11 protein-coding genes and 5 pseudogenes are annotated in these 15,306 nt (G+C 64.8%); 15 read left to right on the plus strand and 1 reads right to left on the minus strand.

Going from position 1 to position 15,306, the window contains the following annotated elements:
- The first annotated feature begins 78 nt into the window (after window positions 1–78).
- The 15 genes and pseudogenes from flhA to ACXI0U_RS07900 all read left to right on the plus strand — a co-directional run bounded on the left by flhA (window position 79) and on the right by ACXI0U_RS07900 (window position 14,960).
- A pseudogene (gene flhA, locus ACXI0U_RS07830) lies at window positions 79–2,203 on the plus strand (flagellar biosynthesis protein FlhA).
- 15 nt (window positions 2,204–2,218) lie between these two features.
- Entirely contained in the window at window positions 2,219–3,574 is a 1,356-nt protein-coding gene (gene flhF, locus ACXI0U_RS07835; RefSeq protein WP_021220577.1) for a flagellar biosynthesis GTPase FlhF, read from the plus strand.
- Between the two features lie 72 nt (window positions 3,575–3,646).
- Window positions 3,647–4,481 (plus strand): annotated as a pseudogene (fleN, locus tag ACXI0U_RS07840) (flagellar synthesis regulator FleN).
- A pseudogene (gene fliA / locus ACXI0U_RS07845) lies at window positions 4,478–5,225 on the plus strand (RNA polymerase sigma factor FliA). The pseudogenes fleN and fliA overlap by 4 nt, the downstream one beginning before the upstream one ends.
- A gap of 83 nt (window positions 5,226–5,308) precedes the next feature.
- Window positions 5,309–5,683, plus strand: coding sequence for a chemotaxis response regulator CheY (locus ACXI0U_RS07850; protein ID WP_003083073.1), 375 nt, complete (start codon window positions 5,309–5,311; stop codon window positions 5,681–5,683).
- Between the two features lie 19 nt (window positions 5,684–5,702).
- Window positions 5,703–6,490, plus strand: a pseudogene (locus ACXI0U_RS07855) (protein phosphatase CheZ).
- An 11-nt stretch (window positions 6,491–6,501) separates the two neighbouring features.
- A pseudogene (locus ACXI0U_RS07860) lies at window positions 6,502–8,779 on the plus strand (chemotaxis protein CheA).
- A 41-nt stretch (window positions 8,780–8,820) separates the two neighbouring features.
- Entirely contained in the window at window positions 8,821–9,936 is a 1,116-nt protein-coding gene (locus tag ACXI0U_RS07865; RefSeq protein ID WP_043244984.1) for a protein-glutamate methylesterase/protein-glutamine glutaminase, read from the plus strand.
- A 16-nt stretch (window positions 9,937–9,952) separates the two neighbouring features.
- The gene (locus ACXI0U_RS07870) at window positions 9,953–10,693 is read left to right on the plus strand and encodes a flagellar motor protein (RefSeq protein ID WP_021220571.1); all 741 of its coding nucleotides are present in this window, start codon (window positions 9,953–9,955) and stop codon (window positions 10,691–10,693) included.
- A gap of 10 nt (window positions 10,694–10,703) precedes the next feature.
- Entirely contained in the window at window positions 10,704–11,594 is an 891-nt protein-coding gene (motD, locus tag ACXI0U_RS07875) for a flagellar motor protein MotD (protein ID WP_265168134.1), read from the plus strand.
- A 40-nt stretch (window positions 11,595–11,634) separates the two neighbouring features.
- Entirely contained in the window at window positions 11,635–12,423 is a 789-nt protein-coding gene (locus ACXI0U_RS07880; RefSeq protein ID WP_031288163.1) for a ParA family protein, read from the plus strand.
- Between the two features lie 87 nt (window positions 12,424–12,510).
- Window positions 12,511–13,422 (plus strand): CheW domain-containing protein, encoded by a 912-nt coding sequence (locus ACXI0U_RS07885; protein ID WP_431484008.1) that lies wholly within the window; start codon window positions 12,511–12,513, stop codon window positions 13,420–13,422.
- A gap of 98 nt (window positions 13,423–13,520) precedes the next feature.
- The gene (locus ACXI0U_RS07890) at window positions 13,521–14,000 is read left to right on the plus strand and encodes a chemotaxis protein CheW (protein WP_021220567.1); all 480 of its coding nucleotides are present in this window, start codon (window positions 13,521–13,523) and stop codon (window positions 13,998–14,000) included.
- 4 nt (window positions 14,001–14,004) lie between these two features.
- Window positions 14,005–14,412 (plus strand): DUF2802 domain-containing protein, encoded by a 408-nt coding sequence (locus tag ACXI0U_RS07895; RefSeq protein ID WP_201769973.1) that lies wholly within the window; start codon window positions 14,005–14,007, stop codon window positions 14,410–14,412.
- Window positions 14,413–14,531: 119 nt separating this feature from the next.
- Window positions 14,532–14,960: a rhodanese-like domain-containing protein gene (locus ACXI0U_RS07900; protein WP_021220565.1), complete on the plus strand. Its 429-nt coding sequence runs from the start codon at window positions 14,532–14,534 to the stop codon at window positions 14,958–14,960.
- Here ACXI0U_RS07900 and ACXI0U_RS07905 read toward each other — a convergent pair.
- Window positions 14,950–15,285 (minus strand): EscU/YscU/HrcU family type III secretion system export apparatus switch protein, encoded by a 336-nt coding sequence (locus ACXI0U_RS07905; RefSeq protein WP_021220564.1) that lies wholly within the window; start codon window positions 15,283–15,285, stop codon window positions 14,950–14,952. The genes ACXI0U_RS07900 and ACXI0U_RS07905 overlap by 11 nt on opposite strands.
- Window positions 15,286–15,306 lie beyond the last annotated feature (21 nt).

The following is a 15,306-nucleotide window of genomic DNA, read 5'->3' on the forward strand; positions in this document are numbered from 1 at the left end:
AGCTCTGCTGCGCGCATCCGCGCGTCAAAAGATTGAATGGGCGAGGGCTGTGTTTCGCCACTGCTTGAGGGTAGAGATTTGGATCGTTCGCAACTGATCGGCAACGTGCGCGGCAATGTCGCCAGCCTGTCCCGGGGCAACCTGGGGGTGCCGCTGCTGGTGCTGATCATGCTGGGCATGATGACGTTGCCGGTGCCGCCGTTCCTTCTGGACGTGTTCTTCACCTTCAACATCGCGCTCTCCATCGTGGTTCTGCTGGTCAGCGTCTACGCCCTGCGCCCGCTGGACTTCGCGGTCTTCCCCACCATCCTGCTGGTCTCGACCCTGCTGCGCCTGGCGCTGAACGTGGCCTCCAGCCGCGTGGTACTGCTCCACGGCCAGGACGGCCACGACGCCGCGGGCAAGGTGATCCAGGCCTTCGGTGAAGTGGTCATCGGCGGCAACTACGTGGTCGGTGCGGTGATCTTCGCCATCTTGATGATCATCAACTTCGTGGTGGTCACCAAGGGTGCCGGCCGTATCTCCGAGGTGAGTGCACGTTTCACCCTGGACGCCATGCCCGGCAAGCAGATGGCGATCGACGCCGACCTCAACGCCGGCATCATCGACCAGGTCGAAGCCAAAAAGCGCCGCGCGGAAGTCTCCCAGGAAGCCGATTTCTACGGTTCCATGGACGGTGCCAGCAAGTTCGTCCGCGGTGACGCCATCGCCGGCCTGCTGATCCTCTTCATCAACCTGATCGGTGGCATGGCCATCGGCATCATCCAGCACGGCCTGACCTTCGGCGACGCCGGGCGCATCTACTCCCTGCTGACCATCGGTGACGGCCTGGTGGCGCAGATCCCCTCGCTGCTGCTGTCCACCGCCGCTGCGATCATGGTGACCCGTGTTCCAGCTCCGAGGACATGGGCCAGCAGGTCAACCGCCAGATGTTCGCCTCGCCCAAGGCGCTGGCCGTCTCCGCCGCCATCCTCATCGCCATGGGCCTGGTCCCGGGCATGCCCCACGTGTCCTTCCTCGGCCTCGGCCTGATCGCCGCTGGCGGCGCCTGGTGGATCTGGCGCAAGGGCCAGAAGGAGAAGGAAGTGGCTGTGCAGGAAGCGCAGCGCCAGCAGGAACTGCTGCCGGCCCAGCGTGCCCCGGAAACCAAGGAGCTGGGCTGGGACGACGTCACCCCGGTGGATATGGTCGGCCTGGAAGTCGGCTACCGCCTGATTCCCCTGGTGGACCGCAACCAGGGTGGCCAGCTGCTCACCCGCATCAAGGGCGTACGCAAGAAGCTGTCCCAGGAGATGGGCTTCCTCATGCCGTCGGTGCACATCCGCGACAACCTCGACCTGCTACCCAACGCCTATCGCCTGACCCTGATGGGCGTCAGCGTGGCCGAGGCGGAGGTCTACCCGGACCGCGAGCTGGCGATCAACCCCGGCCAGGTGTTCGGCACCCTCAACGGCATCGCCGCCAAGGATCCGGCGTTCGGCCTGGAGGCCGTGTGGATCGACGGCAGCCAGCGTGACCAGGCGCAGTCCCTCGGCTACACGGTGGTGGACGCCAGTACCGTGGTCGCCACCCACCTCAATCAGATCCTGCACAAGCACGCCCACGAGCTGCTGGGGCACGAAGAAGTGCAGCAGCTCATGCAATTGCTGGCCAAGAGCTCGCCCAAGCTGGCGGAAGAGCTGGTTCCGGGCCTGGTTTCGCTGTCGACCCTGCTCAAGGTGCTGCAGGCGCTGCTGCAGGAACAGGTGCCGGTGCGCGACATCCGCACCATCGCCGAGGCCATCGCCAACGTCGCACCCAAGAGTCAAGATCCCGCCGCTATGGTGGCAGCTGTTCGCGTGGCGCTGAGCCGCGCAATCGTGCAAAGCATTGTGGGACTAGAGCCGGAGCTGCCTGTGATCACCCTGGAGCCCAGGTTGGAACAGATATTGCTCAGTAGCATGCAGAAGGCCGGACAAGGCTCCGAGGATGGCATCCTCCTGGAGCCTGGCATGGCTGAGAAGCTGCAACAGTTCGCCTGGTGGAAGCGGCGCAGCGCCAGGAAATGCTCGGCAAGCAGGCCATCCTGCTGGTAGCTGGGCCGATCCGGGCGATGCTGTCGCGCTTCGCAAGGCTCGCCGTGCCAACCATGCACGTACTGGCCTACCAGGAAATACCGGACAACAAGCAGGTCACCATAGTCTCGACTGTGGGGCAGAACTAACCGAGGTCACAGGCCATGCAGGTCAAACGCTTCTTCGCTGCGGATATGCGCCAGGCCATGAAACTGGTGCGGGACGAACTGGGCGCGGATGCCTCCATCATCGGCACCCGTCGGGTCGCCGGTGGGGTGGAGATCACCGCCGCGCTCGACTATCCCATGCCGGCTCCCGCCCCGAGCAAGCCCAATCCGGCCCTCGAAGCCGAGCTGCGCCGTACCCAGACCCGCATCGCCGAGGCCCATGCCGAGCTGAGCAACCGCGGTGGCCAGGCCGACGCCGGCAAGAACCGCCAGCTGGTTGCCGACCGTTCGGACGTGTCTGCGGAAAGCCTCGCCGCCGCCATGCGTCCGCAACGCACCGAGCGTGCAAGTGCCTCACCGCTGGCGGCACCTGCTGCCCAGCCGAAGGCCGCCGCACCGGCCGCCGCCGACCAGCGCAGCCTGGATGCCATGCGTTTCGAGCTCAACGGCCTGCGTGAACTGATCGAAGTCCAGCTGGGCTCCATCGCCTGGGGCCAGATGCAGAGCCGCCGTCCGCAGCAGGCCGGCCTCTGGCGTCGCCTGCAGCGCATGGGCCTGTCCGCCGAACTGTCCCGTGCCCTGATGGAGCGTGTCGCCTCCGTCAAGGACCCGCGCCAGGCCTGGCGCATGGTCCTGGCCCATCTGGCCCACGCCATCCGCACGCCGCAGCAGGAGCCGCTGGAAGAGGGCGGTGTGATCGCCCTGGTCGGCCCGGCCGGCATGGGCAAGACCACCACCCTGGCCAAGCTGGCTGCGCGCTACGTACTGAAATACGGCGCCCAGCAGATCGCCCTGGTGAGCATGGACAGCTACCGCATCGGCGCCCAGGAGCAGCTGAAGACCCTCGGCCGCATCCTCAACGTGTCGGTGACCCATGTCGATCCCGGCCAATCCCTGACCCAGGCGCTGGCCCCGCTGGCGCGCAAACGTGTGGTGCTGATTGACACCGCAGGCCTGCCGGCGACCGATCCTGCGCTTAAAATGCAGTTGGAGACCTTGGCCAGCCGTGGTGTCAAAGCCAGGAACTATCTGGTGCTGGCTGCAACGAGTCAGAGCCAAGTGCTAAAGGCGGCCTACCATAGTTATAAGCGTTGCGGTCTTTCTGGCTGCATCCTGACCAAGCTCGACGAAGCGGCGAGCCTGGGAGAGGTTTTAGGACTGGCTATCGGCCAGCATCTCCCGGTAGCCTATCTTGCTGACGGGCCTCGGATTCCGGATGACCTGCAGATCCCCCGCAGCCACCAGCTGGTGAGCCGTGCAGTGAGCCTGCAGACGCCGGAGGACCCCAGCGAAGAAGCCATGGCCGACCTGTTCGCCGGGCTGTACCAGAACCCGGCCCGCCGAGTCGGATAGAACCCCAGCCACTCCGGATGAGTGGCACGAGCCCGCCAAGTGGCCCAGTCGACGTGAGACAAGGTGTAATAAATGGGTAGTTTGCATCCCGTACAGGTGATTGCCGTAACCGGCGGCAAGGGTGGCGTCGGCAAGACCAACGTGTCGGTGAACCTCTCGCTGGCCCTCGCCGATCTCGGTCGCCGGGTCATGCTGCTGGACGCCGACCTTGGCCTGGCCAACGTCGACGTACTGCTCGGCCTCACCGCCAAGCGCACCCTGGCCGACGTGATCGCCGGCGAGTGCGACCTGCGTGACGTGCTGCTGCAGGGCCCGGGTGGGCGTTCGTATCGTGCCGGCCGCCTCGGGCACTCAAAGCATGGTGCAGCTCTCGCCCATGCAGCACGCCGGCCTGATCCAGGCTTTCAGCGAGATCAGCGACAACCTCGACGTCCTGGTGATCGACACCGCCGCCGGCATCGGCGACGCGGTGGTCAGCTTCGTGCGCGCGGCGCAGGAAGTGATAGTGGTCGTCTGTGACGAACCCACTTCCATCACCGACGCCTATGCTTTGATCAAGCTCCTCAACCGCGACTACGGCATGAGCCGTTTCCGCGTATTGGCCAACATGGCACATAGTCCACAGGAGGGTCGCAACCTCTTTGCTAAGCTGACCAAAGTGACTGATCGCTTCCTGGATGTGGCCTTGCAATATGTCGGCGCGGTGCCCTATGACGAATCCGTACGCAAGGCCGTGCAGAAGCAGCGCGCGGTTTACGAAGCCTTCCCGCGCTCGAAGTGCGCCCTGGCGTTCAAGGCGATAGCCCAGAAAGTGGACAGCTGGCCCCTGCCGGCCAACCCACGCGGTCATCTGGAGTTCTTCGTGGAGCGCCTGGTGCAGCAACCGATCGCGGATTCGGCCATATGACACCCGCTAGTGGACTTCGTATGTACAACAAGGCACAGGCTAGGGATTCCCAGCACCAGCTGATCGAGCGCTACGCGCCGCTGGTCAAACGCATCGCCTACCACCTGCTTGGGCCGCTTGCCGGCCAACGTGCAGGTGGAGGACCTGATGCAGGCCGGCATGATCGGCCTGCTCGAAGCCTCGAAGAAATACGATTCCAGCAAGGGCGCAAGTTTCGAGACCTATGCAGGCATACGCATCCGCGGTGCCATGCTCGATGAAGTGAGAAAAGGGGATTGGGCACCACGCTCGGTCCATCGCAACACCCGGATGGTGAGCGATGCCATCCGGAAAATTGAGGCAAGAAACGGGCGAGACGCTAAAGATCAGGAAGTTGCGGCCGAACTTGGATTGAGTCTCGAAGATTACTACGGCATCCTGAGCGACACTTTGGGCAGCCGCCTGTTCAGCTTCGACGACCTGTTGCAGGACGGTGAGCATGGCGCGACGCACGAAGACACCGGAGTCACCCATCTCGAACCTTCGAATGATCTGGAAGACGAGCGCTTCCAGGCGGCGCTGGCTGACGCCATCGCCAATCTGCCGGAACGAGAGCGCTTGGTACTGGCGCTGTATTACGACGAAGAGCTGAATTTGAAGGAAATCGGCGAAGTGCTGGGGGTCAGTGAATCGCGGGTCAGCCAGTTGCACAGCCAATGTGCCGCACGCTTGCGGTCACGGCTGGGTGAATGGCGCGCGCACTGATTGGCACGCCGGTTTTTCGATTGATCGACGCCCCCGTTCTACGGGGGCGTTTAGGCTGTACGGAGGTCGATTTGGACAAGAACATGAAAATCCTCATCGTGGACGATTTCTCGACGATGAGACGCATCATCAAGAACCTCCTGCGTGACTTGGGTTTCACCAATACCGCAGAGGCCGATGATGGCACCACCGCTCTACCCATGCTGCACAGTGGCAACTTCGATTTCCTGGTCACCGACTGGAACATGCCGGGCATGACCGGGATCGATCTGTTGCGCGCCGTGCGTGCCGACGAGCGCCTCAAGCACCTGCCGGTGCTGATGGTGACGGCCGAGGCCAAGCGTGACCAGATCATCGAAGCGGCCCAGGCCGGTGTGAACGGCTATGTGGTCAAGCCTTTCACCGCCCAGGTGCTCAAAGAGAAGATCGAGAAGATCTTCGAACGGGTCAACGGCTGATGCCAGTCGCGAGGACGCCATGGACCAAAAAGATTCCCAACCGGGAGACCTTGAGTCGACCCTGAAAAACCATGCGCGCGAGCTGGTCGATACCCTTGAAAAAGGCAATTTCGGCGATGCCGTGCAACTCATCCATGAACTCAACAAAGTCCGTGATCGCGGCTGTACCAGGAAGTCGGCAAGCTGACGCGCGAGCTGCACACCGCGATCGTCAACTTCCAGATCGACCCGCACCTGCCCCATGCCACCGAGGTTTCGCAGATCGCCGACGCCGCGGATCGTCTTTCCTACGTGGTGAAGATGACCGAGAAGGCCGCGAACCGGACCATGGACCTGGTGGAGGAGAGCGCACCGCTGCTCAATGGTCTAGGCGATGAAGCCCAGAGCCTGGGAGAGGAGTGGGGGCGCTTCATGCGTCGGGAAATTGGCGCGGATGCCTTCCGCGACCTGGCCGAGCGCATCGGGACTTTCCTTGCTCGCAGTCAACGCGATACCGAACAGCTTTCGTCGAGGATGAACGACATCCTCCTTGCCCAGGACTATCAGGATCTCACCGGCCAGGTGATCAAGCGCGTCACCCAACTGGTCACCGAGGTCGAGAGCAACCTGGTGAAATTGGTACTGATGGCCAGCGATGTCGATCGCTTCGCTGGTATCCACCACGACCGTGCGGAGATCGTGGCTGAAAAAGAAAAACAAAAAGAGCCTTCCAGGGGTGAAGGTCCGCAGATCAATGCCGATAAGCGTGATGATGTCGTGTCCGGTCAGGTCGATGTCGATGATCTGTTATCCAGCCTTGGATTCTAGGGAGCAACCGAATGAGCTTCGACGCCGATGAAGAAATCCTCCAGGACTTCCTGGTTGAGGCCGGCGAAATATTGGAGCAATTGTCCGAACAGCTGGTCGAGCTCGAGAGCCGTCCGGACGATATGGATCTGCTCAATGCCATTTTCCGCGGCTTCCACACGGTCAAGGGTGGTGCCGGCTTCCTCCAGCTGAATGCGCTGGTGGAGTGCTGCCACATCGCCGAGAACGTCTTCGACATCTTGCGCAAGGGCGAACGCCGTGTGACGGCGGAGCTCATGGACGTGGTCCTGCAAGCGCTGGACACGGTCAACGAGATGTTCAGCCAGGTACGCGAGCGCGCCGAGCCGACGCCGGCCACGCCGGAGCTGCTGGCTGCCCTGGCACGCCTGGCCGAGCCGGGTGGTGACGAGGCGGCTGCCGAACCGGAGTACGAGCCCGAGCCTGAGCCCGTTGCTGAAGCCGAAGCCGCGTCCGGTGATATCACCGACAGCGAGTTCGAACAGCTGCTCAACGTGCTCGATGAGCCCGCCGCCGAGTCGAGCGTCAGCGCGGCCTCATCGGCCGCTGCCGGGGCTGACGAAATCAGCGACGACGAGTTCGAAGCGCTGCTCGACCAACTGCACGGCAAGGGCAAGTTCGTGGCCGAGCAGGCCCCTGCTGCGCCTGCCAAGGCCGCCGCCCCGGCGCCCGCGCCTGCGGCACCTGCCGGTGGCGGTGACGAGATCAGCGACGACGAGTTCGAAGCGCTGCTCGACCAGTTGCATGGCAAAGGCAAGTTCGTGGCCGCCGCTGAGGTCGAGGCCCCTGCGGTTGCCGCTCCGGCCGACAAGGCTCCTGCGGCACCTACTGCCGGCGCCGGCGAAAACATCACTGACGACGAATTCGAAGCGCTGCTCGATCAGCTCCACGGCAAGGGCAAGTTCGTTGCCGACGCCGCGGAGGCAGCCCCTGCCAAACCGGCTGCTCCGGCCAAGCCCGCTGCCGCTCCGGCCGCCAAGCCTGCCGCCGCGAAACCGGCTGCTGCTCCCAAGGCGGCTGAGCCGCCCAAGCCCGCTGCCAAGCCTGCGGCCGCTCCCGCGCCTGCCGCGGGTGGCGACAAGGCCGCGTCCGCCGCCAGCGAGGCCGAGACCACGGTACGCGTCGACACCGCGCGCCTGGACGAGATCATGAACATGGTCGGCGAGCTGGTATTGGTGCGTAACCGCCTTGTGCGCCTGGGCCTCAACAGCGGTGACGAGTCCATGGCCAAGGCCGTGTCCAACCTCGACGTGGTCACCGCCGACCTGCAGACCGCGGTCATGAAGACCCGCATGCAGCCGATCAAGAAGGTCTTCGGCCGCTTCCCGCGCCTGGTCCGCGACCTGGCGCGCAACCTGAAGAAAGAGATCAACCTCGAGCTGGTGGGTGAAGAGACCGACCTCGACAAGAACCTGGTCGAGGCCCTGGCCGACCCGCTGGTCCACCTTGTGCGCAACGCCGTCGATCACGGCGTCGAGACGCCCGAGGAGCGCGAGGCCGCCGGCAAGCCGCGCACCGGCCGCGTGGTGCTCTCCGCCGAACAGGAAGGCGACCACATCCTTCTGATGATCACCGACGACGGCAAGGGGATGGACGCCAATATCCTCCGCGCCAAGGCGGTGGAGAAGGGGCTGCTGGACAAGGACGCCGCCGACCGCCTGACCGATCTCGAGTGCTACAACCTGATCTTCGCCCCGGGCTTCTCGACCAAGACCGAGATTTCCGACGTCTCCGGCCGCGGTGTCGGCATGGACGTGGTGAAGACCAAGATTTCCCAGCTCAACGGCACGGTCAACGTGTTCTCGCAGAAGGGGCAGGGCTGCGAAGATCGTCATCAAGGTGCCGCTGACCCTGGCGATCATGCCGACCCTGATGGTGATGCTGGGCAACCAGGCCTTCGCCTTCCCGCTGGTCAACGTCAACGAGATCTTCCACCTCGATCTGTCGCGCACCAACGTGGTGGACGGCCAGGAAGTGGTGATCGTGCGCGACAAGGCGCTGCCGCTGTTCTACCTCAAGCGTTGGCTGGTGCGTAACGCGGCCCACGAGGAACAGGGCGAAGGCCATGTGGTGATCCTCTCCGTGGGCACCCAGCGCATCGGCTTCGTGGTGGACCAGTTGGTCGGCCAGGAAGAGGTGGTGATCAAGCCCCTGGGCAAGATGCTCCAGGGCACTCCCGGCATGTCCGGCGCCACCATCACCGGCGATGGACGCATCGCCCTGATTCTCGACGTGCCGAGCATGCTCAAGCGCTACGCGCGCCGCGGTTGATCGTTTAGGCGGCCCTGGCGGGCCGCCTGTTAGGAGTGTTTATGGCAGTCAAGGTTCTGGTGGTTGATGACTCCGGTTTCTTCCGTCGTCGTGTCTCGGAGATTCTGTCCGCCGACCCCAATATCCAGGTGATCGGCACCGCCACCAACGGTCGCGAAGCCATCGATCAGGCGCTGGCGCTCAAGCCGGACGTGATCACCATGGACTACGAGATGCCGATGATGGACGGCATCACCGCAGTGCGGCACATCATGCAGCGCTGCCCGACCCCCGTGCTGATGTTTTCTTCCCTGACCCACGAAGGCGCCCGGGTGACCCTGGACGCCCTCGACGCGGGTGCGGTGGATTTCCTGCCGAAGAACTTCGAGGACATCTCGCGCAACCCCGACAAGGTCAAGCAACTGCTCTGCGAGAAGGTGCACAGCATCGCCCGCAGCAACCGTCGCTACAGCAGCTACAGCCCAGCGCCGGCAGCCCCGGCGTCGGCGCCCAGCCCCGCTGCGCCCACGCCGGCCCCGTCGCGCCCCAGCGCCGGTGCCGCACCTGCGCCGGCTTCCAGCTCGGGGGGCTCGTCCAGCCCGGCTCCCAAACGCAAGTCTTACAAGCTGGTGGCCATCGGCACCTCGACCGGCGGCCCGGTGGCCCTGCAGCGGGTGCTGACCCAGCTGCCCGGCAACTTTCCGGCGCCCATCGTCCTGATCCAGCACATGCCGGCAGCCTTCACCAAGGCCTTCGCCGAGCGCCTCGACAAGCTCTGCCGGATTTCCGTCAAGGAAGCTGAGGACGGCGATGTGCTGCGCCCCGGCCTGGCCCTGCTGGCACCGGGCGGCAAGCAGATGATGGTCGACGGCCGTGGCACCGTGCGCATCCTCCCGGGTGACGAGCGGCTGAACTACAAGCCCTGTGTCGACATCACCTTCGGCTCTGCGGCCAAGGCCTATAACGACAAGGTCCTGGCGGTGGTGCTCACCGGCATGGGCGCCGATGGCCGGGAAGGCGCTCGCCTGCTCAAGCAGGGCGGCAGCCAGGTCTGGGCGCAGGATGAAGCCAGCTGCGTGATCTACGGCATGCCCATGGCCATCGTGAAGGCCAACCTGGCCGACGCCGTCTACGGGCTCGACGATATCGGCAGGCACATAGCCGAGGCGTGCCTGTAATGGAGAACGCGCGTCAATGGATGTACTGAGCGTTGTCGGCGTCATACTCGCACTCGTCGCCATCATCGGCGGCAACTACCTCGAAGGTGGCCACGCGGGGGCGTTGCTCAACGGCCCCGCTGCGCTGATCGTGGTGGGCGGTACCCTCGGGGCTGCGTTCCTGCAGACCCCGATGAGTGTGTTCAAGCGGTCCCTGGTGACCATTCGCTGGATCATCTTCCCCCCGCAGATCGACCTGGCCGGCGGCATCAACCGCGTGGTCGGCTGGAGCATGGCTGCCCGCAAGGAAGGCCTGCTGGGCCTCGAGCCCATCGCCGATTCCGAGCCGGACCCGTACGCCCGCAAGGGCCTGCAGCTGTTGGTGGACGGTGCCGAACCGGAAGCTATCCGCAGCATCCTCGAGGTGGACCTCTACACCCAGGAAGCCCGTGATATCCAGGCCGCCAAGGTGTTCGAAAGCATGGGCGGCTACGCGCCGACCATCGGCATCATCGGTGCGGTAATGGGCCTGATCCATGTCATGGGTAACCTGGCGGACCCCAGCCAGCTGGGCGGTGGCATCGCCGTGGCCTTCGTCGCCACCATCTATGGCGTCGGCTTCGCCAACCTGCTGCTGCTGCCGATCGGTAACAAGCTCAAGTCCATCGCCATGCGCCAGTCGCGCTATCGGGAGATGCTGCTCGAAGGCATCCTCTCCATCGGCGAGGGCGAGAATCCCCGCTCCATCGAGTTGAAGCTGCAAGGCTTCATGGATTGATGGAGGCGACATGGCCCGCAGACGTCATCAGGAAGAACACGAGAATCACGAGCGTTGGCTGGTCTCCTACGCGGACTTCATCACCCTGCTGTTCGCCTTTTTCGTGGTGATGTACTCCATCTCCTCGATCAACGAAGGCAAGTACAAGATCCTTTCGGAGACCCTCACCGGCGTCTTCAGCCAGCCGGATCGCTCGATCAAGCCGATCCCCGTTGGCGATGAGCGCCCGCGTACCACCGAGGCGGACAAGTCCATGACCGACAGCGGCTCCAGTGATACGCCGAGCGCTGCTACCGATCCGCTGCAGGAGATCAGCCAGGACATCAGCGAGGCCTTTGGCGAGCTGATCAAGGACGGGCAGATGACGGTTCGCGGCAATGAGCTGTGGGTGGAGATCGAGCTCAACTCCAGCCTGCTGTTCCCCAGCGGCGACGCGATACCGGCCAACGAAGCCTTCACCCTGATCGAGAAGGTGGCCAAGATCCTGGCGCCCTACGAAAACCCGGTGCACGTAGAAGGTTTCACCGATAACCTGCCGATCAATACGGCGAACTATCCTTCCAACTGGGAGCTGTCTACGGCACGGGCCTCGAGCATCGTGCGCATGCTCTCGATGGATGGCGTGAACCCGGCGCGCCTGGCCGCAGTCGGCTATGGCGAGTTCCAGCCGGTGGCGGACAATGCGACGGCCGAAGGGCGCGGGCGCAACCGGCGCGTGGTATTGGTGGTGTCGCGCAACCTGGACGTGCGTCGTGCGGTCAGTGGCGTAGGCAGCGCCAACGCAAAACCGGATGGCGCCCTGCAGCGTGCTGGCACGCAACCTGCACCAGCGCCAGAAGCGAGGCCCCCAGCAGCGGGGGCCGTCAATTCCCCGTCGCCGGCCCCTGCGGGCGGACAATGATTCTCGGCAAGGCGGCGTTTCTGCCGGGAGGATGAAGACCATGAGAGTTTGGGCGGTAGCCAATCAAAAGGGTGGAGTGGGCAAGACCACCTCGTCGATCGCACTGGCGGGCCTGCTGGCCGATGCCGGCAAGCGCGTGGTCGTGGTCGACCTCGACCCCCACGGTTCCATGACCAGCTACTTCGGGCATGACCCGGACACCCTGGAACACAGCTGCTTCGACCTGTTCCTGCACCAGGGCACGGTGCCCGATGGCCTGCCGCGGCAGCTGCTGCTGCAGACCAGCCACGAACGCATCTCGCTGCTGCCTTCGAGCACCGCGCTGGCTACCCTGGAGCGCCAGTCGCCCGGGCAGAACGGCCTGGGCCTGGTGATCGCCAAGAGCCTGGCGCAGCTGTGGCAGGAGTTCGACCACGCCATCATCGACAGCCCGCCGCTGCTGGGCGTGCTGATGGTCAACGCCCTGGCCGCCAGCCAGCAGCTGGTGATCCCGGTGCAGACCGAGTTCCTCGCCGTCAAGGGCCTGGAGCGCATGGTCAGCACCCTGGCGATGATCAACCGCTCGCGCAAGCAGGCGTTGCCCTACACCATCGTGCCGACCCTGTTCGACCGCCGTACCCAGGCCTCCCTGAATACCCTGCGGGTGCTGCGCAATTCCTATCCCGAGCACCTGTGGCCGGCCTATATCCCGGTGGATACCCGCCTGCGTGATGCCAGCCGCGCCGGGGTCACGCCTTCGCAATACGATTCCAACAGCCGCGGGGTGATCGCCTATCGCGCGCTGCTCAAGCATTTGCTCAGTCAGCAACTGGCCGCCCAGGTAGCCTGAAATGACCGACTATGCTGAACTGCATACCTCAAGTCCCGCAGCCTTGCTGCCGATAGACTGTGGAGTCCACTCCTGCAGGTCCCATCCATGAGCCGTACCGTCGCCACCGCCACAAGGCCGCAGCTGGCCTTGCAGTCCTACCTCGATTCCCTGCTGCAGGAAGCGGCCGTCGAATTCGCCGACAGCATCAGCCTGGACGAGTTCGAGGCTGCCGTGCTGGAGGAACAGGTTCGTGATGCCCGGCTGACCGTCAAACCGGTGATCGCCGCTGTGCCGGCCCCTGCGCCTGCCCCGATCGCCGCGGCGGTATCGGCGCCTGCGCCCGTGGCCAGGCCGGTGCTGGAGGCCACGCCGCTGCGCACCCTGGTCGCCGCACCGACGGAGTTGCGTACCGAGGTCAAGCCCGTAGCGCCGGTGCCTGTCCCGCCGCCTGCCGCCCCGATCGCCCGCCCGACCCTGGTGGAGCCGGTTGCCGAGCTGAAGACCGCCAATGCGCCGCTGCTGGACAGCGAGCCGGTGGCTTCCGACGGCCGCCCCAGCTGGGCTGAAGAACCCTTCGAGTGCCTGCTGTTCGATGTCGCCGGCCTCACCCTCGCGGTGCCGCTTGTGTGCCTGGGCTCCATCTACCCGCTGGCAGGCCAGGAACTCACGCCGCTGTTCGGCCAGCCCGACTGGTTCCTCGGCATCCTGCCGAGCCAGGGGGGTAACCTGAAGGTGCTCGACACCGCGCGCTGGGTCATGCCGGACCGCTACCGCGATGATTTCCGCGAAGGCTTGCAGTACGTTATCTCGGTCCAGGGGTACGAGTGGGGCCTGGCCGTGCACCAGGTGAGCCGCTCCATCCGCCTGGACCCGAGCGAAATCAAATGGCGCAGCCAGCGCACCCAGCGTCCGTGGCTCGCCGGCACCGTGATCGAACACATGTGCGCGCTGCTGGACGTCGCCGCCCTGGCTGAACTGATCGCCAGTGGTGCCGTCAAGAAAATGTCGCTCAACTGAACACCGGCGCCTCGCGAAAGCGCGGCGCTCCGGATTTGAAACAAGCGGGCAGAACCCGCGAACGCCGCCCCGGGCGGTTCTAGAAGAGGCTAGGGAACATGAAGAAATCGTCAGGGCAAGGTTCCGAAGATCCCATCCTGCAATGGGTGACTTTCCGCCTGGATAACGAGACCTACGGCATCAACGTGATGCAGGTCCAGGAAGTCCTGCGTTACACCGAGATCGCGCCGGTCCCGGGTGCTCCGAGCTATGTGCTGGGCATCATCAACCTGCGCGGTAACGTGGTCACCGTGATCGACACCCGCCAGCGCTTCGGCCTGGATTCGGCGTCGGTCACCGACAACACCCGCATCGTCATCATCGAAGCGGACAAGCAGGTCGTGGGCATCCTCGTCGACAGCGTCGCCGAAGTGGTCTACCTGCGTCAGTCCGAGGTCGAGACCGCGCCCAACGTGGGCAACGAGGAATCGGCCAAGTTCATCCAGGGCGTCTGCAACAAGAACGGCGAGCTGCTGATCCTGGTCGAGCTGGACAAGATGATGAGCGAGGAAGAGTGGTCGGAGCTGGAGAGCATCTGACGTGCTGATCGAGATCGCGCTGCTGGTCCTGGCGATCGCTTGTGCAGCCCTCGCAGTCACCTGCGTGCGGCTGCAGAAGGGGCAACGCCTGGCGGCCGAGGAGCAGGCCAAGCGCGATGCGGTGCGCGACCAGCGCATCAAGGAACTGGCGCGTCGGCTCGACGCCTACCTCAGCGGCTCCATCCGCATGGGCGAGGAGCTGCACGAGCTGCGCCGCGTGGTGGCGCCGCTGCCGGACAAGGTCAGCCAGATCGAGCAGCGTGACCCCAGCAGCCTGTCCTTCACCCAGGCCGCGCGCCTTGCCGGCATGGGTGCCAGCGTCGATGACCTGACCCATTCCTGTGGCCTGACCCAGGCCGAGGCCGAGCTGGTCAGCAAGCTGCAGTTGGCCCGCAAGCAGAAACAAGGCTGAACCCCGCTTTAACTCCCTCCTGCTCTAACGAGCGCGCCCGCCCTGAACCAATAGTTCCAAGGCCGGCTCCCCTCGCTGCCTAAGCTCAAGACTCGGGTCCCGACTCCGCGAGCGCCGCCATGCGTGTTCTGTCCTTCCTGCTGCTTTGCGTTCTGCCCCTGGCCCAGGCCGAGGAGGCGCCCCTGCGCGTCAAGGGCGCGACCACGGTCAACGTGCTCCAGGCCAAGCGGCTGTATGACTACGGTGCCCTGTTCATCGATGTGCGGCCTTCGGCGGAGTGGAGCTGGGGCCATGTGCACGGGGCGGTGCACCTCGACCTGGCCGACCGCTTCGCCGGGCTGGCCATGCCCCACTGGCCCCGGCATGTGCCCCTGGTCATCTACTGCGACAGTGACGTCTGCCCCCGTGGCGCCTTGGCGGCGCAGCTCGCCGTGAGCTGGGGCTACAAGCAGGTGTTCTACTTCCGTGAAGGCTATTTCGCCTGGCAGCTGCTGGACTTCCCCCTGGGCAAGGGGGTGGAAGGCGAGGTGCTGGCCCTCAGCCCCTAGGGCCGCCCAGCAGCGGTACCGGTGGGGTGACGTCGCGTTCGCCGTCGGCGACGAAACCGGCGGGGCACTTGCCCTTGAGGTACCAGGCGAAGGCGATGATTTCGGCGAGGGTGCGATACAGCGCCTCGGGAATCGCCTCGCCCAACTCCATGCGCGCCAGCAGGCGCACCAGTTCGGCGTTCTCGTAGATCGGCACTTCGTATTCGCGGGCGATGGCGAGAATCGCTTCCGCCAGCTCGTCGTCGCCCTTGGCGGTGAGGCTCGGGGCGGAGACACCGTCATAGGACAGGGCGATGGCCTGGCGCGGCTGCTTGGCCTGGGTCATTGCGGGTTGCTCCGGGGGCGC

Source organism: Pseudomonas sp. C9D1 (genome assembly GCF_056491235.1).